Source organism: Photobacterium satsumensis (genome assembly GCF_050336935.1).
GTDB classification, from domain to species: Bacteria; Pseudomonadota; Gammaproteobacteria; order Enterobacterales; family Vibrionaceae; genus Photobacterium; species Photobacterium satsumensis.
This window is the reverse complement of the sequence record NZ_JAKJSK010000012.1, coordinates 163170-184149: the sequence shown is the minus strand read 5'-3', so window position 1 is coordinate 184149 and position 20980 is coordinate 163170. Positions and strand designations below refer to the sequence as shown.

Genomic DNA, 20980 nt, shown 5'->3' with positions numbered 1-20980 from the left:
CCTTAATCTCTAACTGCTTTTGTTAAATAGGTGGCAGTTACTAAAACGGCTGGGTTCCAGCTGACGGAGCTGAGTCGCTTGACTGAAACAGGCATCATGGGCTTTGCTGCAGCGGGCCTGAAAGCGACACCCAGTAGGAACTTCCAATAAGTTGAGCGGGTTGCCCGGGATCCCCTTCAGGCGGGGCTTCGGTCCGGTTAGTGGTGGGAAAGAACTTCCCAGCCCTTCGGTATAGGGGTGGAAGGGGTCTTCTAGGATCTGCTTGGACGGCGCGACCTCAACCAACTCTCCGGAATACATGATGCCGATACGGTCTGAGAACTCGACCATCAACGACAGATCATGGGTAATGAACAGGATAGAAAAGCCGAACTCTTCCTTCAGGGCGTAGATCTTCTGTAGGATCTCGCGCTGAACCACCACATCGAGGGCTGTAGTCGGCTCATCCATGATGATCATCTTCGGATTCAGGGCCAACGCGATGGCGATAACCAGCCGCTGGCGCATGCCTCCGGAGAACTGGTGCGGGAAATCACGCAGACGGCTTGGGTGGATGTCCACGATTTCCAGCAGGCCCTCGGCGCGGCGAACTGCCTGTTGGCGCGTCATCGCGGTATGGCGCATGATCACATCACAGAACTGCTCTTCCAGCGTCAGGACCGGGTTCAGGGCATTCATCGCACTCTGGAACACCATCGAGATCTCGCTCCAGCGGAATGCGGACATTTGTGCTTCGTTGAATTTCAGGATGTCGCCATGGCCATCGAAGATAACCTCACCGCCGGTAATAAATGCAGGCGGCTTGTGTAGACGCATCAGGGAGAAGGCCACGGTGGATTTACCACAGCCCGATTCTCCTGCCAGGCCAAAGATTTCGCCTTTACCGATATCAAAGCTGACGTCGTTTACTGCACGCACATCACCAGCATCGGTAATGTAGTCAACACACAGGTTGCGGATAGAAATTTGTGGGTTGCTCATTATTTCTCTCCCCCTTCAAGGGCTGGCTGAGGCGCGATAGTTGCCTCTGCTTTTTTGTTTTCTTTTGCCATGTTTTTCCAACGGCGCATGCCTTTGTGAGAACGCAGCTGCGGGTTGGCGATTTCATCAACGGCGAAGTTCAGCATCGACAGGCCGATAGCAATGAATGTCAGGGCTATACACGGTGCCAATAGTTCCCACCACGCGCCGACCAGCATGGATGACGAGGCTTGTACGTTGTAGAGCATGGTGCCCCAGCTAATGGAGTTCGGGTTACCCAAGCCAAGGAAGGACAATGTGGCTTCCATCATAATGGCGAGCATGACTGAACCGATGAAGCTTGCCCCGACAATGGAAATGAGGTTCGGAAGAATTTCGACAAAGATAATGCGGGCTGAAGATTCACCCAGTACCTCTGCGGCCTTGACGAATTCCTTTTCACGCAAGGAGAGCGTCTGCGCCCTGACGACACGGGCACCCCATGCCCAGGACGTCATCCCGATCACTATGGCGATGGTCAGGGGCCCGGCTTGGCCAATAAAGGCGGCAATCACGAACAGCAGCGGTAGCTGGGGGATCACCAACATGATGTTCATGGCTGCCGACAGAATGTCATCGACACGGCCGCCGAAGTAACCGGCTGATACCCCAATGACCGTCGCCAAGAAGCACACCATGATACCGGCACCGAAACCAACGGCGAGTGAGATACGGGCACCGTAAACCACTTGTGACCAAACATCACGGCCCAAGCGGGTTGTTCCGAGGATATGGTCCGCATCCTTTGACATACGCAGAGTTCGTTTGTTGTCAGCCAGGTTGGTGGCGACCCAACCGTCCGGGTTGTTTTGGGCTGCCTTCACGACGAAAGCTGGGTATTCGTGCGGATTACCGATGCGTTTGTCCGGAGCATGCTTGGTGATGACTGGGGCAAATATCGCTCCCAAAAGAAAGGTGGCGATAACGATCAGGCCAAATAGGGCCTTGGTATTACTCGAAAGTAGCTTGATAAGTCCTTTCATGATTATTTGCCTCCCTTACGCAGGCGCGGATCCAGAGCAACAATAAGAATGTCGGCCATGAAGTTGAAGAACAGCATGAACATGGTCATGATCAGCAGCTGGCCTTGTAGTACTTGATAGTCTCGTTGATTAATGGCGTTGAGCAATACGGTGCCAAGGCCTGGGTAGTTGAAGATCATTTCGATGATCAGCTGGCCACCAATGGCCATACCGATAGCCATTGACAGGGCAGTAACACTTGGCAGCATGGCGTTACGGGCGGCGTACTTGAAGACTATGCGGTTTTCACTCAGGCCCTTACCTTTTGCCATCGTGATATAGTCTTCATTGAGGAGGTTGATCATGTTGTTACGCATATTGATCAGGAAGCCGCCAATCTGGATGATAGTGGCACAGAACAGTGGTAGCACAGCGTGGTAACCGACATCCAGATAGAAATCCAAGCTGGTCCAGTCAGGCGTCGTACCTGGGGTATAGGCGTAAGTTGACGGGAACCATTTGGCCCCGATAGCAAAGGTGTAGAGCACCAACATGGCAACGACCACCGGCGGCACGGCCTGTACAACCAACATACCCGGTGAAATAAAGGCGTCGTATTTGCTGCCACGCTTCCAGGCTGCAAAAATCCCCAACGTCGAACCAAGGCAGAAAGCCAAAATTACAGCAGTACCGGCTAGGAATAGTGACCAACCAACGGCATTACCCAGCACTTCGTTAACGGTTTGCGGGTAGGTTTGGATTGAAATCCCTAAGTCCCATGACAGGATCCCTTTGACATAGATAAAATATTGCTGGTACATCGGACCGTCGACAAAGCCCAATAGCTCTTTCATGGCAGCAATACGTTCAGGGGTCACTTGCACTGCCGCATTGGCAAACATCATGGTGACCGGATCACCGGGCATCGCCCGGGGAATGATAAAGTTAATCGTTATTGCGAACAGGAGCGCAATAAAATAAAAGCTAAGTCTGCGTACAAAAAATCCCATAACTCACACCTTAAAATATCCAGTTACTCAAACCAGATTTCAAACACACTCTTCCCTGACCACAGGCCATCGTTCTTTCTAAGGGGAAGGTTGAAGGGGCGGTGCGCAATGTGCGCACCGCAAATTGCGAAAATTACGATTTAGGTTTTAGGTCAAGCACTTGAAGTAGACGCTCTTGGGTGTTAGTGATTGGCATTGGACGTCCTTTCGGATTGCTCTCGTTCCACCAACCGGTAAAGCGCGCAGTGTTGTACTGAGAGGTATAAGCACCTGACATCACAGGGATCGTTACCTGGTTCTCGGCAATGATCTTCTGGATAGCGTGGGCCATCTTCATCTGCTCGTCACGGTCAGCTGTCTTGTAGAAGCCAGCGAGTAGGTTATCCAGCTTTTCGTTATTCCAGTAGTGCAGTGCGAAGCGAGGCATGCCTTCGTTTGCCTGGAAGCGAGAGTGGTATGCACTATCCCAGTATGTGTATGGGTCCGCACCGTGGAAGTAGTTGGTGTATGCTACATCATATGTTGCATCTAGCATTGCTTGGTTGTAGACCGAGAAGTCAGGTGTGCTCGCCTTGGCATTGATACCGACTTCCTGAAGCATTTCAACACTTAGCTGAACCGTATTGTTGAAATCTGTCCAGCCGTTTGGCGACTGAATAGATAGCTCGATGCTCTTGCCTGTCGGCGTTTCGACAAAGCCGTCGCCATTGGTATCTTTGAAGCCTGCTTTTTTCAGTAGTGCTTTGGCATTGGCAACATTGTAGGTCATGTACGGCTTGTACTTTTCGTACACTGCGTTGTCAGACCATGAAGCAAATGCCTGACCTAGGCCTGATGCGTAGTCGTTCACAACACCGCCGCCGTAGAAGGCGATATCGATGATGGTTTCACGGTCGATAGCCATAGAGAAGGCACGGCGGAAGTCAATGTCGTTGATTGCTTCGTGGTTGCCTTTGTTTGGCGAGTTGTAGTTCATTACAAATGCTTGCGAACCGCCGGCAGGGTACCAGTACTTGTTGTCAGGGCTTGCGGCTGCGTATGTGCTGTCGACATCTGGAATGAACGCGTACGTCCAGTCAAACTGACCGCTCAGTACTTGACCTAGGAACTGGTCATTACCACCAACTTGCGGTAGGCGCAGACAGTCTACGTCTAGGTTTGCGTTATCCCAGTAGTTAGGGTTGCGACACTGAGTGTAAAGCTGAGGCGTAAAGGTCTCGATTTCAGTGAATGGGCCGGTACCAACAGGGTTTTCGTTGGTGAAGCGTGTTGGGTCTTCTACTTTACTCCAGATGTGCTGTGGAACAACCGCAACCTTGGAAATCAAGTAAGGAACGTTTGAGTTCGCTTCAGTTAGGCTGAAGGTCACTTTATCGCCTTTCGCTTCGACGCCTTTCAGGCGGGCATTGATACCAGAACGGTCAAGCTCTGGGTGCTTTTTCAGTAACTCAAAAGTAAATGCAACATCTTTGGCTGAGAACGTTTTGCCGTCAGACCATTTTACGCCATCACGGATTTCGAATGTTACTTCCATTAGGTCGTCAGACATGTAGTAGTCTTTCGCCAAACGCATGACCGGCTCGTTACCCTTAAGCTCGTTGAACACAACCAATGGCTCAAACAAGAAGTCGTAGGTGGTGTCCAATTGAGTCTGTAGGTAAGGGTTAAAGTTACGTACAAAAGTTGGATAGAACTTAGGAACCATGGTTAGCTCAGCGCGATCTGCAGCTGACGCCACAGGGGCGATTAACATCGTTGAAGCGGCTGCGACAACGGCTAGCGCTAACTGGGTTTTCTTTATATTGGCAAGCATAGCTGTTCCTTACTCTTTGCTTTTAGTTTCACTTATGGAAAAAACCCCGTATCTACGGGGAGGAAGAACCTGCTTTGTTCAAGCTGAGTAACGTACTCGAACAAATGGCCTTGCAGGCTCTGTGTGCCTTAAGGAAACTCCTGATTGGCAAAACGGTCAATCAGGCTGCCCGTCAAAAACGTTAAATTCGTTTATTCTTCCGTAAAAAACGTTAATAACGGACTGTGATCTAGCGCTTGCCTATGTGTTGGGTGTGCTTAAGATCTCAATTTACATTTCGGCGTTTCATACTGATAAATGTATTTATTCTGTTTTTATTGCTTTAATTCAAGCGCTTATAGGTATTCGCCTGAATGGCTGATGTAACAAAGTCAAAAGCTCCCCTTAATTCCTTGCGGAAAATTTATGAATTGAGTTTGTTGTGATTACCTTCTCAGAAACCGAAAGTTTTCGTTAAAATCGGTGGGTACAGCTGAGTAAACGGCGATTTTTGCGGGGTTTTTGGCCAATGCTTCACCGCTTAATTTCGTTGTTTTTTGCGTTTTTAGAGGGATAATTTGAGACAAAAAAAAGCCTGCACAGGGCAGGCTTTACATACGCATGTATCGTTATTGATTGATGATATGCTGCAACTGCTCTTTCATTGTCAGCAGATCGTTATAGCCCGTGGCATTGCGAGGGCTGCGCTCCAGGACAAAATCAATGGTGCTGAGCACGGTTCGCCAACGCGGGGTTTTTGGTAGCGTTTCCAAGTGCAGGTATTTATCCAATGTGCGGGTTTGCAGGGTACTGCGGTCGAGATAGACCCGCCACAGGCCACTTTCTTCAGCCAGTTCAAATTTGGTTTTCTGGGTCGACTCTTCCCACTGGGTTAGGGTTGCCTTCATGATTTCAACCAGCAATTCACGCAAGGTGTCATTTTTGCTCTTGTCATTGCCTTCCAGCTTGTCGGCCAGCGAGCTAAATTCGTCACCTAGGTGGCGGAGTTTCTGTAACGTATCTTTATTTCGGCTGAAGGCAAAACCTGATAGGACCTCGACGGCATTTTCGAGTACTTCTATTCGGTGGCTGCTGGTTTGGCCTTGGTTATCAAAGATAAACATCCGCTGCAGCCCCGACTCTTCTGGCAGGTTGATGACATCGGTATCAAGGGATTTAAGGCTATTGTCGATCTTGAACATCAAGCTACCATGGAAATGATGGCTTTGGCTGATGTCCTGTGGGAGGTGGGTCGCCAGAATATCTTCGATATGGTGGCGTTCCACTTGCTCCGGAGAGCGGTTGAAGAGTTTACCCGCGGCGGTGTTGGCGTAGCGAATACGGCCCCCACTTTGGACGCAGAGAATAGCTTCATTGGAGGATTCAAGCAGGCCAAGCAAGCGATTTTGGGTTTCCAGAAGACTATTTTCTACTTGCTCCCTACGCTCGATCTCTTCGGCAAGGCGTTGGTTCTCCTGTAGTTGCCGCTCTGTTTGTCCAGCCTTGAGATGGGCACCGATACGTGCGGTCAGCTCTTCTTTGTTGAAGGGCTTGGTCAGGTAATCATTGGCCCCGGATTCGAATCCACGGATCCTATCCTGCACTTGCCCGAGTGCCGAGAGCATAATGATCGGCAGCTCCAGCATACTGTAGCGCTGGCGGAGTTGCTCACAGACTTCGTAGCCGGACATTTCTGGCATCATAATGTCCAGCAGCATCAATGCCGGCTGGTGGCTTTCTACCAACTGCAGGGCTTGCGGGCCACTTTCTGCCGTGATCACCCGATATCCTTCCAGGCGGAGGAAGTTGTGGAGAACCTGCAGGTTCACTGGCTCATCGTCGACAATGAGGAGTAGATCGCCATCAGGGCTCTCCTCGATGTCTTCTAGCTCACAGGCATATGCTTCCGGTGGGGGGATTTGGAAGTGGTTGCTGCGGTTGGACAATTCACTGCTGGCAATATCGCTGTCGGATGCCAGGTTCAGGGTGAAGCTGAATGTGGTGCCAATCATCGGTTGGCTACTGACATACAGCCGCCCCCCCATCAGAGTGATCAGTTGTCGGCTGATTGACAGGCCAAGCCCAGACCCTTGGCGGTAGTTGGCCGATTGGGTGTTGGCCTGGATCAACGGCTCGAAGATATGCTCGAGCTGTTCGGCAGGGATCCCTTGGCCGGTATCAACCACCTGAATACGGAGCTGGGATTCGAGCATGGTCGCTGAAAGGATGATTTTTCCTTCCGAGGTATATTTGATGGCATTGCCGACCAAGTTATAGAGGACTTGTTCCAGCCTTTGCTCATCCCCTTGTACCAGCGGCAGATCATTGGGGATCTGGTTGATGATCCGTACCGGTTTGCTGCCAAGCAGGTGGCTCGATAGTTCGAGTACCAATCTGGCGGCAGAGGCTACATCAACGGCTTGTTTCTGGATATCAAGGTCCCCGTAGCGCATCTTGTGATAGTCGAGCAGATCGTCGACCAAGTTAGTCAGGCGCTGGCCGCTATTGATCATGATTTCAAGCTGGCGCCGCTGGGAATGTTGGACCGGGCCGTTGGCCCCTGCCAGCAGAGACTCGGCGATACCCACCATGCCATGCAGCGGGGTACGCAGCTCATGGGAGGTGGTAGCCAGGAATTCATCTTTGAGCTTATCGGCGGTTTGCAGCTCTTTGTTTTTTTGCTGGATGATCTGGAGGTTTTGCTCCAGCTCGTTGTTTTGCTCGCGGATCAGGCTCATTTTTTCCCTAACGGAAGACTGCATCCGGGCGAAGCTGACCGCCAGGCGACCTATTTCGTCACAGCGATCGGTCCCTTCGATTTTTTGATCCATATCCCCGGCCGAGACCTGCTCTGCCGCCCAGGTTAACCGGAGCAGGGGGGCGGTGATCGAATTCGACAGCCAGTGCGAGGCGATGATCACCAATACGATGGCCGTTAGCATAGCGACGAAGAAAATCACCTCCAGTTCGCGGATGCGGGCAAACGCTTCTTCCTCGGGCAGTTCGACAACCAGCGCCCATGGGCTATCCATGATGGTAAGCGGAGCGAAGGCACTCAGGACCGGCACACCATTGAAGTTGGCAAAGCTACCGACCCCGCTATCCCCTTCGAGAGCCCGGTTGATACTGTTACTGGAGAAAGACGCCGGATCATCATTGGAGGTCGGTAGCCGTGAATGGTGATCTTGGCCGACCAGCAGGGTTTGTACTGAATAGGAATTATTGCCAGTATCGCTGAGGAAATCCTGGATTGACTGGTTGCTTAACTTGAACAACACGTAGCTGTGCAAATAGCCCTGCTGGATGATGGGCGCGGCGAACCAGGCTGAGAGAGTTGATTCACCCTGTGCTGGGCTAAAATCGGTAAAGGCCACCGGTACTTGGTCGGCCATGCCTTGGGCGAGTTCAGTTTTTTGCTGGATCGCTAAAAAAGTCTGGCTCAGCGCCGGATAGTCTTGCGAAGCCTGGGGCAGATTGATGCCGAAGGTCTCCGGGCTGTTAGCGGCATAGACAATGTTGCCATTGATATCGACCAGCAGGATATCATTGAAATTGGAGCGTTTTAGGTATTCCTCGTAAGCCCAGTTATAGCGCTTGTACATCAGTCGGTAGCGTTCGTGACCGACATAGTTGCCGGTACTCTGTTCGCCGAGTGATTTGTTGGCTAGGGTTTCGGTGTAGTAGCGGCTTCTACCGGTATTGTGTAGAACCTCGGAGATATCCCCGAGCTGATGGTAGGCGCCGACGAGGCCATAAAAGCGCCCACCACTGGCATTGGCCAGTTCTGATCGGGCAAAGCTTTGTACCTCTGATTCTCGGGCAACAAAGAAGTTGTTGAGCTGTTTCTTTTTGTTGTCGAGAAGGGAGGCGAGGTGGTTGGTACTTTGTTCGGCCAGATCTTTGGTATGTGAATTGAGAAAGAATAGGGCCGATAGTATTAACGGGGTAATACTCAATACTAAAAAGGCCAGCATCAAGGTGTGCTGGAGCCGCTTGAAACGGGTACTCTGCTGCATTCCGGTGCCTGAAATTACCTGTGAGACAAAGCTGTAATCAAGGTATGTCCTTGATATTGATAGATGTTGAACTAGGTGCTGGTGCTTCACCGATAATTGACGAAATTAACGGGTCGCTAGTGCGGAATAAACACCATAACCACCAGTTATACTGTGTTTTTTTTTAGAGGCAAGAAAGTGGACGTGGAAGCGTGTTCCGACACACAGATTTGACGTTTATGACGTCAATAATGGAGTGGTTATTGCCCGGAGTATACAGAGGTGTTAGCTAAAATAGACAATGGCCGGGGGAGACCCCGGCCTTAGTCGGTCATTTTTTTGCGGCGTAAATGCTGAACTTGTTGTTCTTGGCCGTTGTTTCGCAGCTGCCCAAACTTTCCTCGATAAGCGGCGGGTAACGCAGGAAGCTGTTGGCAACGATGATCAACTGACCATCTTGGCGAAGGTACTGTGGCGCCTTGGCGATAAAGTCCTCGGTGGCTGCATAGAAGGTCTTCAGCCCGGCATGGAACGGCGGGTTGCTGATCAAGTAGTCGTAAGGGCCTTTCAGCGCAGCAAAAACGTCGGTAGCGGTAAAGGTGGCCTCGAGTTGGTTGACCCGGAAGGTCTCTTCGGCCGACGCAATGGCCAGGGCGCTGATATCACATAGCTCCAGTTCGATAGACGGGTTCTTGGTTTTCATCACGGCACCAATGACCCCGGCACCACAGCCGAAGTCCAATACGCGGCCACGCAGTGACGGCAGGGTTTCCAGTAGGAGTTTTGAACCCTGGTCGAATTCACCGTGGCTGAACACGCCCGGTAGCGAGCGGATGGTAAGATCGGTACCGGCGATTGACAGTGGATAGCTGCGGAACCAATCCTTGATATCGAAAGTTGATGGCGCTTGTTCACAGCGGCCCCAGTAAAAGCTGCAGCGGCGGGCCGAGTCATACTTAGTTACCGCGCCATACGAAGCGAACATCTTTTCGATGCTACGCACACCACTGCGATTTTCGCCCACCACACAGATCTCAGTTTCCGGGCCAAACTTTGCCAACAGCATGGCCAGCAGGTATTCGGCTTCGGCTTTGGCTTTCGGCCAATACAGCAGGATCATATCGATGTCGGCATCGTCGCTGAACTCTGCACCGAAAACCGTTCGGATGGACGTGTGCGCTGACATTTGCCGGGCGTAGCCGAAGTTGGTGGTGAAGATCGTTACCGACGAAGCGGTCTGCGAGAGCTCGACGGGAAAAGCGTCGGCTAGCTCGCCGGCCACCAAAACCTTACGGTTTTCAAAAAACTCCAATTGGCGGGCAGCAACCTGACTGGCAGCACTGTATGACATAACGACCTCAAGAATGGATGAAAGCTGTGTTGGGGCGCGAATTGTTCCACAAATTCACTCATAAGAAAAGTCGGGCTGGGGCTAACGCCCCAGCCAAACGGGTTAGTGCTGGTCTTGGTTGTGAAGGAAGTCTTGGAATTCGGTCTCGTAGAGCTTGAACAGTACCAGGGTGACGGCAAAGATGATCGGGCCGTAGATCAGGCCGATCAGGCCAAACACATGTAGACCACCAATGATAGAGAAGAAGATCAGCAGCGTACTCATCCCTGAGCTGCCCTGCATCAGCAGCGGGCGCAGGAAGTTGTCGATTGAGCCGACGACAATCGCGCCCCAGCCAATCAAGAACACGGCCCATTCCCACTTGCCGATTAGCAGCAGGTAGATACTGGCCGGTAGCCAGATAAGCGCGGTGCCGACCACAGGGATCAACGAGGCAAAGGCCATCATCGAGCCCCAGAATAACCCCTGGAAGCCCGCCATCCACATCGCGAAACCACCGGCAAAGCCTTGGGCAAGGGCGGTAAGGAAAGAGCCTAATACCGCGGACTTGGCCACTTGCTCGACTTCATTGAGTACCGCATCTTCTTGGCTGCGGGACAGTGGCAGTACATGGCGGATGGTCTGGACTATCTTGTCATGATCGCGGAGCAGGAAGAACAAGACGAACAGCATCAGCATGAAGTTGATCAGGAAATTGGTGGCATCACCGAGCAAGCGGGCACTGACATTGAGCAATTGGGCACCAAACTTCGATGAGGCTGCAGCCACTTTCTGGACCATCACCTGGGTATCGACCGGCTCGAACGGTGAGTATTTTTCGACAAGGGTAAGCAGCTTGACTACGTAGGGATGGGCCAAGACTTCCTGAACGCCGCCGGAGGTTAGCCAAGTATAGCTTTCCTTGGAAAAGGTGGTGCCCTGATGGATGATTGAGCTGAATACCACCAGCATCGGGATCACGATGATAAAAGTTAGCAGGGTACAAGACAGTACCGATGACAAGTTGGGCGAGCGAGGCATTACCCTGTCTAGCTTTTCATGCAATGGGTAATAAAGCAGTGAAATGATAAAAGCCATCACGATAGGGCCGATATACGGCTCGATCAATGTATAACTGGCGTAGGCGGCCATAGCCAACGCGGCGACAAGCATCCAGTGGCGCGATTCAACTTTGAATGGTTTGGGCACTGTGTATCCCTTTTCGATTATTTTATTGGGGCTGTTGTTGTTGCAATATTGAGTAATATGATTGCACCACATTGCCTGCATAGCAATCATATTGGTGATAATATCTCTCTGATTTTACAAGCAAGGAAGAGTGTCTATGGGGTGTTGTGATTGTGGCGGCGAGACCAAGAAAAAGCGGCGGGTTCCTATCGCTGTTTGGGTGTTGCTGGCACTGATACTGCTAGCACTGTTCTTTTGGCAGTAGTCATTGCCGAAAAAGTAATATGCCGAAAAAGCAACAAGCCGCTCAGTGAGCGGCTTGTGTCTATATATAGTAAGGAATACGTACTAAACGAATTATGCCGCTGCTTCTTCTGCCAACGTTTTGAAGGCATATTCAGCCGCACCCAGCGTGGCTTCAATTTCCTTGTCGCCATGGGCTAGGGAAGTGAAGCAGGCTTCGAATGCTGATGGGGCTAGGTAAACACCTTTCTCCAGCATTAGGTTGAAGAAACGCTTGAAGCGCTCGATATCACACTTAGCCACATCGTCGTAGCAGTTCACTGCGTCCTGATCGGTAAAGAAGAAACCGAACATTGCACCCACCTGATTAGTTTTCAGCGGGATACGGTACTTGTCAGCCAACAACTGGAAGCCCTCTGCTAGGCGTTGGGTGGTACTGGCAAGCTGTTGCTCGTGACCTTCTTGGGTCAGAACGCTCAGGCAGGCGTGGCCGGCCGCCATGGCAACAGGATTCCCCGATAGTGTACCTGCTTGGTATACCGGGCCGGTCGGTGCCACATATTCCATCACTTCACGACGGCCACCGAAAGCACCCACTGGCATACCGCCACCGATCACTTTACCCAGCGTGGTTAGATCCGGCTTGATGTTGTAGTAACCCTGGGCACCGCCGTGTGAAACACGGAAGCCCGTCATTACTTCATCAAGGATCAACAGCGCACCAAACTCATCACAGATCTCACGCAGGCCTTCAAGGAAGCCCGGTACCGGTGGGATACAGTTCATGTTGCCAGCGACTGGCTCGACAATGATACAAGCGATCTGCTCTGGGTTTTCGACAAAGGCTTCGCGAACAGAGTCTAGGTTGTTGAAGGTACAAGTTAGGGTATGCTTGGCAAAATCAGCCGGTACACCTGGAGAGCTTGGCTGGCCCAGTGTCAGCGCACCAGAGCCTGCTTTTACCAATAGGCAGTCAGCATGGCCGTGGTAGCAACCTTCAAACTTGATGATTTTATCGCGGTTGGTGAAGCCACGGGCAAGGCGGATAGCACTCATGGTTGCTTCGGTACCCGAGCTCACCATACGAACCATTTCCATCGACGGAACAAGTTGGGACACCATTTCTGCCATGGTGATTTCCATCTCAGTCGGCGCACCAAAGCTCAGGCCCTGTTGTGCTGCCTTGATCACCGCATCGCGGATCGCAACATGGTTGTGGCCAAGAATCATCGGACCCCATGAGCCAACATAGTCAATATAGGCTTTGCCATCGGCATCGAAGATATAGGCGCCGTCTGCGCGCTCGATAAATAGCGGGCTGCCGCCTACCCCTGCAAAGGCACGAACCGGTGAGTTAACGCCACCCGGGATGGTCTGTTGTGCTTTGGCAAATAAATCAGCTGACTTGCTCATTGTGATGTCCTGTTATTGAAGATTGTCCGATTTGAACTGTCGGCATTGTACCTAGGCTATGTGGGGCTTTCAATTGGTGGCGCAGGAACTCTGAGCTAGCGCAAGGCTGGGCGGGGCACAAAGATGCTGTGCATCACTGCAAAGCTAGTTTCCAACATTGAATATGTAAAAAAAACAATCGGTCAGCTATGCTAGTTCAAGGTGCCCTCCCCATATTTTAGGGCGCCCCTTTCTATCACTCCCCGGCTCCGGGATGACTTCACGATTACGGCATTTTTGATGACAGAGAAAAACCAAGGCACTCCTGCGCCTGAAAGACTGCAGCCAAGCGGGCTGGTCAGACGCTTTTTATCGCGTGACAAAACCCCTGTTTCCGTCCTTTTCCTCTCTGCGCTGGTGGGGCTGGGGGCGGGCTTGTTGTCGACCTTGTTTGAAATTGCGGTGCATTGGGTGTCGGAGCAGCGTACAGAATGGTTGCGGCATGAGATCAGCAACGTGCTGCCGCTGTGGTTGTCAGCGTTTCTGATCAGCGCCTTGTTGGCCTTGGTGGGTTACTACCTTGTCCACCGTTTTGCGCCGGAGGCCGCCGGCTCGGGGATCCCTGAAATAGAAGGGGCGATGGATGACATTCGGCCGGTACGCTGGTGGCGGGTACTGCCGGTTAAGTTCATTGGTGGTTTGGGCGCGCTGGGGTCGGGCATGGTGCTGGGTCGGGAAGGACCGTCGGTACAGATGGGCGGCAATATCGGCCGGATGGTGTCTGACTTGTTCCACCTTAAAGATAAAGAAGGCCGTCATGCGCTGTTGGCCTCGGGTGCCGCAGGCGGTCTGGCGGCAGCGTTCAATGCGCCGCTGGCTGCAATTATGTTCGTGGTCGAGGAGATGCGGCCACAGTTTCGCTACAGCTTGATTTCGATTAAGTGTGTGATGATCTCGGCCATTGTTGCCAATATTGTGTTCCGCAGTCTTTCTGGTCAGCAGGCGGTGATCACCATGCCACAGTATGATGCGCCGTTGCTGCGCTCGCTGTGGTTGTTTTTGTTGCTCGGGATGGCCTTTGGTATTTTCGGGGTGATTTTCAATAAGCTAATCACCATGAGCCAAGATATGTTTGCCCGTATCCACCGTAATGACCGCCGGCGCTATTTGCTGACTGGCACCCTGCTGGGTGGGACGTTCGGCTTGCTGCTGCTTTATGTACCGGAGTTGACCGGAGGAGGGATCAGCTTGATCCCCAGTGCGACAAACGGTGAGTACGGGATCAGTGTGCTGTTGATTCTGTTTTTGGCGCGAGTGGCAACCACACTGCTGTGTTTTGGCTCTGGGGCACCCGGTGGGATCTTCGCTCCGATGCTGGCTTTGGGCACCCTGTTTGGTACTTTCTTTGGCGCCATCGCCCAGCATCTATTTCCGGATCTTGGTCTTCAGCCGGGTATGTTTGCGATTGCCGGTATGGGGGCGCTGTTTGCAGCCACCGTCCGGGCCCCGATCACGGGGATTTTGCTGGTGATCGAAATGACCAATAATTATGATTTGATCTTGCCATTAATCATTACAACGCTGGGAGCGACGATGCTGGCACAGGTATTGGGCGGCAAGCCAATCTACTCCCAGCTTCTACATCGGACCATGGAAAAGGAAAAAATGGCCCAGCGAGAGCAGTCTTCGGTGGTCAATACTTGAACGAGATAGTCAGGTATTAGATAATGACGGTCATAACCGAAAGTATTTGAGAGGTTTTAAATGAGCGATGCCAATCTGCCGCTGAGTTTTTCCGATGTTGCAGCGAACAAAGTGAAAGCGCTTATTGCCGAGGAAGAAAACCCGGAGCTGAAGCTGCGTGTTTACATCACCGGTGGTGGTTGTAGTGGTTTCCAATACGGCTTCACCTTTGACGAGAAAGTCAATGAAGGCGATACCACGATTGAAAATAGCGGAGTCACACTGGTTGTTGACCCGATGAGCCTGCAGTACCTGATCGGTGGTACGGTTGATTACACGGAAGGGCTGGAAGGTTCCCGTTTCTTCGTGAATAACCCTAACGCGACAACCACTTGTGGTTGCGGTGCATCGTTCAGCGTCTAATTGAGCCTGAGGCATTCATATTGCCCCAGCAATAGCTGAAAGAAGGCTGATAAAAAGCCGCTCCCGAGGGAGCGGCTTTTTTATTGGGCCACGCAACGGTTAGCCATAACCGATTAGGTGCGGTTGCCAAGCAGTTGGCTGTTGTCGGCAATAAACTGGCTGAAGTGGTTCAGCTGCGCCATACGTTCTTTGGCAAATTGCTGGAACTGAGTCTTTTCCTTGCCGCTCAGCGAGCGGGCCTGAGGCAGTTTTACCGTTCTTGGGTTTTTGTGTACGCCATTGACCAAGAATTCATAATGCAGGTGCGGACCGGTAACACGGCCTGTCCCACCAAGGGTGCCAACAGTTTGTCCTTGCTTAACGCGCTGTCCCGTTTTGACTTTACGCTTGGTCATATGCAGGTACTTGGTGATATAGGTAGAGCTATGACGGATAAAGACATAGTTACCATTGAATTTATTGTAGCTCGATTGCATCACCACACCGTCACCAGCCGCCCAAATTGGTGTGCCGACCGGGGCGACATAGTCCGTTCCTCGGTGCTGGCTGACTCGGCCGGTCACCGGGTGAAGGCGGCGTGGGTTGAAGTTCGAACTGACGTAACGGAAGTTGATTGGCGAGCGCAGGAAGGCCTTGCGCATGGCCAAGCCTTTCTCGTCATAGTACTTGCCGTCTTCACTGCGTATCGCGGTGAAGGTTTGGCCTAGGTTGGTGAAGGTCGCCGCCAGAATGTTGCCGCGTCCAATGGGCTCACCTTCGACCAAGCGTTCTTCAAACAGTACCGAGAAGGTATCACCGGAACGGATATCCAAAGCGAAATCGATGTCCCAACCGAAGATCCCGGCAATTTCCATGATCTGGTTGGCGGTTAGCCCGGCTTTGTCGGCGGCATTCCAGAAGCTGGAGGTGATCACTGCCTGGGCAAAATTGAGCTGTAGGTCGACATCCTTGCTTTCTTTATTCGAGTAGAAGGTATCAGCGGTACGGGTGATCACTAGGCTGTCAGTGGCACTTTTCGGTTGGATCAGCTGGACCAGTTGGTTGTCCTCGTCAAAGCCGAAGCGCAGCTTATCGCCCGGACGCAGGGTCGTTAAGGTCTTGGTACCCTCGTCGGCATTGACCAAGCGGTAAAGTGTCGCTGGAGACAGGCCAACCTTATTAAACACCACCGCGAGGCTTTCGCCAGATTGCACTTCGTGCTCTTTCCATTCAAGCGGCGGGATGGTTGGTTTCTCATCGCCTGCCATTGGGCGTAATTGGTCAGTGTCGAGGGAGATTTCGAGTGGGTAGAGTTTGCCGATTTCGAACTTTCGCTCGGGGTGTCCGCTGTTTTCCGAACTCGGCCATAATAGTAACACCACGAGCAGCGCGCTGATCACGGTGATGAGGGTTTGGTGCATCCTTGGCAACTGGCGGAGTATCGGTACTTGCATGTGGTGTTTTTTTGCGATTTCGTAAAAAATAAGACAACCCTTAGTCTAACTGGTTTCAAATAACATCGCTATTCAAGTAAGATTGAGGATTATTACTTTTTTGCCAATTCTGTGGGAGCGAACAAGAATGGCCAGCATTGAACAAGCTTTAGCTGAGATTAAGCGTGGTGTGGATGAGTTGATTCCGGAAGAGGAGCTGATTGCCAAGCTGAAAGAGAACCGTCCTCTACGAATCAAATTGGGTGCCGATCCAACGGCACCGGATATTCACCTGGGTCACACAGTGATCCTGAACAAACTGCGTACGTTCCAGGAGCTAGGCCATGACGTCACGTTCCTGATCGGTGATTTCACCGGTATGGTGGGTGATCCAACAGGCAAAAATACGACCCGTCCACCGCTGACTCGCGAAGACGTTCTGCGTAATGCTGAAACGTATAAAGAGCAGGTCTTCAAAATTTTGGATCCGGCCAAGACCAAGATTGAATTCAACTCGAGCTGGCTGTCTGAGCTAGGCGCGGAAGGTATGATCCGTCTGGCTGCAAACCAAACCGTTGCCCGTATGCTTGAGCGTGATGATTTCAAGAAGCGTTACAACGAAGGCCGTCCTATTGCGATTCACGAGTTCATGTACCCACTGCTTCAGGGCTATGACTCAGTGGCAATGGAGACCGATGTTGAGCTGGGTGGTACCGATCAGAAGTTCAACCTACTGATGGGCCGCGAGCTGCAGAAAGCCAATGGCCAGAAGCCACAGGTTGTCCTGACGATGCCACTATTGGTTGGTCTGGACGGTGTGAAGAAAATGTCCAAGTCAGCACACAACTACATTGGTGTGACTGATGTGCCTAGCGAGATGTTCGGTAAAATCATGTCGATTTCTGATGATCTGATGTGGAACTACTTCGAATGTCTGTCTTTCCGCCCGTTAGCAGAAATTGATCAGTTCCAAGCTGACATTGCTAGTGGCAAGAATCCACGTGATGTGAAGATCTTGCTGGCGAAAGAAATCATTGCTCGTTTCCACAGCGAAGCCGATGCTGATGCTGCCGAGCAAGAGTTCATTAACCGTTTCCAGAAAGGCGCGATGCCAGATGAAATGCCAGAGTTCGAATTTGAAGCCGGTATTGCGATTGGTAACCTACTGAAAGATGCTGGGCTGGTTAACTCAACGTCTGATGCGATGCGTATGATCCGTCAGGGCGCTGCGAAAATTGATGGCGACAAGGTTGAAGATACCAAGTTGGTTCCTGCTGCAGGCACTGCGGTTTACCAAGTGGGTAAGCGTAAGTTTGCCCGTGTGACCCTGAAGTAATCAAGGTCTACATCCGAATGATAAAGGCGCTCTCGGCGCCTTTTTTGATCATACTGCCAATAGCCTATTGGTTGTAGTCGTTGCGCTGATTGTCATCCTGGCTCAGGTATTCAATGAATTCCCACTCTATCCCATTGGGATCCCAGAAATAAATGCGCTTTCGCCAAGGGTGCGACGTTTCCATTTCATTTTCTTTATACCCGGCGGCCAGTAGGCGTGCTCTGACACTATCGATATCATCGGTCACCAAACCAATATGGTTAATGCCGCTGTCTCGGTACGGCGTGCGATCGACTGATTCTCGTGCGACGACTTCCTGCAAAGCAAGGTAGCTTTGTGCGGTACCGAGATGACACCAGCGGTAGCCATCACCTTGGCCGCAATGGCGGATAGCAAATGACGGTAGGGCGGTTTGGATAAATTCGACTGTGCGGTCGATATTGCCGACAGTAATGTTGGCATGTTCTACGTAGGGGATCATAGGCACCTCGGTTTTTGTTAAATAAGGTTTTTATTAAGTAAGGTATTTTGTTTACTTAAACATAGCCCGCCCTTCAATTAAGTAAAGTTATTTGTTTATATATTTATTTGGCTAAGTGTAATTAGGTAGAAAAAAACCGCCAGGGTGGCGGTTTTTGTGAAAACTCAAAAGATTATTGCGCTGGAGATGCGAGGTATATCAATGTCTCAGGGCGAAGGTTGGCAGCGAGAGGTGCCAGCGTATTGCGGCGAGACGGATCGTCAGAGTGGTGATAATGCCTGCCAGGGTAGCGACGGCACTATCAACATTTGCCGACAGGGCCATGGTGTGGACTATACCACCGAGGATACAGGCGGTGGCATACACTTCGGTACGCAGTACCATCGGGATCTCCCTGGCCAGTACATCACGGATCACCCCGCCACCGCAGCCCGTCATGACGCCCATGATCACGGCAACCATCGGTGTGGCACCAAAACGCAGTGCCTTCTCGACACCAATAGCCACAAATACCGCAAGGCCGATGGCATCGGATACAGGCAATATCCACCACGGCATCTGTCGCGGACGGCGAATAGCCAGCATGCTGATCAAGCAGGTAATGAAAATCACCCAGAGGTAGTTGGTATCGGTGATCCAGAAAACGGGTGTGGCCCCCAGAGCCATGTCACGGATGGTCCCCCCGCCGATTGCGGTGACGCTGGCCAGCACCACGACTCCGAATGGGTCCATCCGAAGTCGGCCTGCCAGTAATACGCCCGAGGCGGCAAACACGGCCGTTCCGAACATATCGAGAAGATAAATGAGCATCATGATACCTGCTGAGTCAGAGAATATAGGGCGATCGCGCAGATTGTACGACGAATAAACTAGCTGACAACTCGCTGATACCGCTTTGTGAGGTGACTCACAGTGATTGTTGAGAGTGTGTTACAAGCGGCTTTGTCGTACCTGATCGAGATATTGGCAGATCTCCTCGGCGGCCATAATTGTCCGGGGAGTCGGTCGGTTTAGCCAGTCTGATGTAACCGTAAATATGTGCTGCTTCTCAACGGCGGGTAACTGTTGGCGCCAATTGTCCCATACTGAAGAATCGGCTGCTGCATGCGAGGTGCCGAAGATCACCTCTGGCTGGCGGACAATGACCTGTTCGGTTGAGATCTGCGGATAGGCAGCGGCACTGTTGGCAAAGATGTTTTTTCCACCACAGACGGCAAAGACTTGGCTTGGCCAGTTGTCTCCAGCGACGGTGATCATCGGGCTGTTGCTGAGTTGGTAGAAATAGCTGACCGTGTTTTTTTTCTGATGTGCCAAACGCAGAGTGTCCAGCCGCTGGCGGAAGTCACTGGCGCTGAGCTGGGCCTGCTCAGGTGAGTCGGCAAATTGCCCCAACAGCTCTAGGGTACTGGCAATATCTTCCAGTGATTTGGGGTTGGAATAGAATACTTTGAAGCCCAGTTGCTCCAGCCGGGTCATTTCGCGGGTTGGATTTCCCCCTTTCCAGGCCAAGATCAGATCCGGCTGCAGGGCGACTATCCGCTCCATTTTGATACCGCGGTAGTTGGCCACTCGTTCGAGGGACTTGGCGGCTTCCGGATAGTCACTGTAGTCGCTGGCCGCGATGAGCTTATCGCCAAGACCTGCAGCATAGGCCATCTCGGTAGTGTGTGGCGACAGGCTGATGATGGTTTTCACGGGCTGGGCCGCTGTGAGGAAGGCCGGAAATAACAGTAGGCAGAAAACAGCTAAACGCACTTAAACAGCTCCTTGTAGCATTAGCAATAGCAGGCTTTGGGCGGTAACCCACATCCATAGTCGTTGGTTGGCGAGGCGATCAATCTGGCTCAGGTGCAATGCCGCTGGGGCGATTTTTCCACCCAGCTTGGGCCGCTCCATTTTTATCTGATCATAAATAACCGGACCGCCCAGTGATAGCGACAGTTTGTGGCCGGTAGCCGTTAATAGCCAGCCTGGGCCGGGGAGTTGCCACATCTCCCCCTGTTGCCGGAGTCCCCGCAATGCAATTTTCCCGTTGTGACCTATCGTCAGTAACAGCGCAAATAGGCGCAGTGGAACAATATCCAATATGGCAAGGGCAGTGGTGGCCGATTGGCCAAAATGGCGGTATTGTTGCCTGCTGGGTGACCAGCAGCGGCTCAGTTCGACGGCTAAGCGATACAAGATGGCCCCAATTCCGCCAGCTAGGGCGTACCAGAACAAGACGCCAACGACTAACCGACCGTATCCGATCAGCAGGGTTTCGGCGCCGGCTTTACCGAGCCCGAGCAGTGATAGGTTGTCGGTATGGCGGTTTATCCTCGTGCCTAGCAGTGCCCGGCATTGTAGCTTGTCTTCACGGCTATAGGCGCGGACAAATTGTTTACTGAACTTGCGCATGTTACGCCAGTCCAGAGCTATCCATAGCAGCAGAAGGTGGAAAGCCGTATCGATCCAGACCAATTGGTAAAGGCAAATAAGAACAATTAGTACGGTCAACCATAGCAGCGACCATGACAGCAAACCTGACAAGCGCTTTTGCTGCGGGGCATCACTGGTTTTGTTGACTTTGTTGGCGAGGGCCAAGGCCAGTTGGCGCCAGATTTGTAGCGGATGGAGCTGGGAGGGAATAGGCAACAGCCATTGCAATGCCAGTGCACCCCACAAGGCGAGTAGGGTGCTGTTACCGGCGATAAGTGCAATGGCGTCGGTCATC

The 20980-nt window shown here is 51.9% G+C and carries 16 protein-coding genes; 3 read left to right on the top strand and 13 right to left on the bottom strand.

Features of this window, described 5'->3' with window-relative positions:
- Positions 1 to 9: 9 nt before the first annotated feature.
- From L4D79_RS23055 to hemL, 8 genes are all read right to left on the bottom strand, one after another.
- Positions 10 to 981, bottom strand: coding sequence for an ABC transporter ATP-binding protein (locus L4D79_RS23055; protein ID WP_428654826.1), 972 nt, complete (start codon positions 979 to 981; stop codon positions 10 to 12).
- Positions 981 to 2003: an ABC transporter permease gene (locus L4D79_RS23050; protein WP_428654824.1), complete on the bottom strand. Its 1023-nt coding sequence runs from the start codon at positions 2001 to 2003 to the stop codon at positions 981 to 983. The genes L4D79_RS23055 and L4D79_RS23050 overlap by 1 nt, the downstream gene beginning before the upstream one ends.
- 2 nt (positions 2004 to 2005) lie before the next feature.
- Positions 2006 to 2992, bottom strand: a complete 987-nt coding sequence (locus tag L4D79_RS23045) for an ABC transporter permease (RefSeq protein WP_428654822.1) — start codon at positions 2990 to 2992, stop codon at positions 2006 to 2008.
- A gap of 133 nt (positions 2993 to 3125) precedes the next feature.
- Complete coding sequence (locus tag L4D79_RS23040; protein ID WP_428654820.1) at positions 3126 to 4805, bottom strand: ABC transporter substrate-binding protein; 1680 nt, start codon at positions 4803 to 4805, stop codon at positions 3126 to 3128.
- A gap of 608 nt (positions 4806 to 5413) precedes the next feature.
- Positions 5414 to 8800 carry a response regulator gene (locus L4D79_RS23035; protein WP_428654817.1) on the bottom strand — a complete coding sequence of 1129 codons (3387 nt, stop codon included), beginning with the start codon at positions 8798 to 8800 and terminating at the stop codon, positions 5414 to 5416.
- A 310-nt stretch (positions 8801 to 9110) separates the two neighbouring features.
- Positions 9111 to 10130, bottom strand: a complete 1020-nt coding sequence (gene rsmC / locus L4D79_RS23030; protein WP_428654815.1) for a 16S rRNA (guanine(1207)-N(2))-methyltransferase RsmC — start codon at positions 10128 to 10130, stop codon at positions 9111 to 9113.
- Between the two features lie 102 nt (positions 10131 to 10232).
- Entirely contained in the window at positions 10233 to 11318 is a 1086-nt protein-coding gene (locus tag L4D79_RS23025) for an AI-2E family transporter (protein WP_428654813.1), read from the bottom strand.
- Between the two features lie 336 nt (positions 11319 to 11654).
- Complete coding sequence (hemL, locus tag L4D79_RS23020; protein ID WP_428654811.1) at positions 11655 to 12953, bottom strand: glutamate-1-semialdehyde 2,1-aminomutase; 1299 nt, start codon at positions 12951 to 12953, stop codon at positions 11655 to 11657.
- A 279-nt stretch (positions 12954 to 13232) separates the two neighbouring features.
- Here hemL and clcA point away from each other — a divergent pair, with 279 nt between their 5' ends.
- Positions 13233 to 14636, top strand: a complete 1404-nt coding sequence (gene clcA / locus L4D79_RS23015; RefSeq protein ID WP_428654809.1) for a H(+)/Cl(-) exchange transporter ClcA — start codon at positions 13233 to 13235, stop codon at positions 14634 to 14636.
- 60 nt (positions 14637 to 14696) lie between these two features.
- Positions 14697 to 15038: an iron-sulfur cluster insertion protein ErpA gene (erpA, locus tag L4D79_RS23010; protein WP_107350759.1), complete on the top strand. Its 342-nt coding sequence runs from the start codon at positions 14697 to 14699 to the stop codon at positions 15036 to 15038.
- A gap of 113 nt (positions 15039 to 15151) precedes the next feature.
- Here the strand turns inward: erpA and shyC are convergent, their stop codons facing one another.
- Entirely contained in the window at positions 15152 to 16471 is a 1320-nt protein-coding gene (shyC, locus tag L4D79_RS23005) for a peptidoglycan DD-endopeptidase ShyC (protein ID WP_428654807.1), read from the bottom strand.
- Between the two features lie 127 nt (positions 16472 to 16598).
- On the opposite strand from shyC, the gene tyrS reads away from it, so the two are divergent.
- The gene (tyrS, locus tag L4D79_RS23000; RefSeq protein ID WP_428654804.1) at positions 16599 to 17786 is read left to right on the top strand and encodes a tyrosine--tRNA ligase; all 1188 of its coding nucleotides are present in this window, start codon (positions 16599 to 16601) and stop codon (positions 17784 to 17786) included.
- Positions 17787 to 17850: 64 nt separating this feature from the next.
- On the opposite strand, the gene L4D79_RS22995 is transcribed toward tyrS, so the two are convergent.
- From L4D79_RS22995 to L4D79_RS22980, 4 genes are all read right to left on the bottom strand, one after another.
- On the bottom strand, positions 17851 to 18267 hold the full coding sequence (locus tag L4D79_RS22995; RefSeq protein WP_428654802.1) for a VOC family protein: 417 nt from the start codon (positions 18265 to 18267) through the stop codon (positions 17851 to 17853).
- Between the two features lie 198 nt (positions 18268 to 18465).
- The gene (locus L4D79_RS22990; protein WP_428654800.1) at positions 18466 to 19077 is read right to left on the bottom strand and encodes a TRIC cation channel family protein; all 612 of its coding nucleotides are present in this window, start codon (positions 19075 to 19077) and stop codon (positions 18466 to 18468) included.
- A gap of 120 nt (positions 19078 to 19197) precedes the next feature.
- Positions 19198 to 20022, bottom strand: coding sequence for a vitamin B12 ABC transporter substrate-binding protein BtuF (gene btuF / locus L4D79_RS22985; protein WP_428654797.1), 825 nt, complete (start codon positions 20020 to 20022; stop codon positions 19198 to 19200).
- On the bottom strand, positions 20023 to 20979 hold the full coding sequence (locus L4D79_RS22980) for a cobalamin biosynthesis family protein (RefSeq protein ID WP_428654795.1): 957 nt from the start codon (positions 20977 to 20979) through the stop codon (positions 20023 to 20025).
- Position 20980 lies beyond the last annotated feature (1 nt).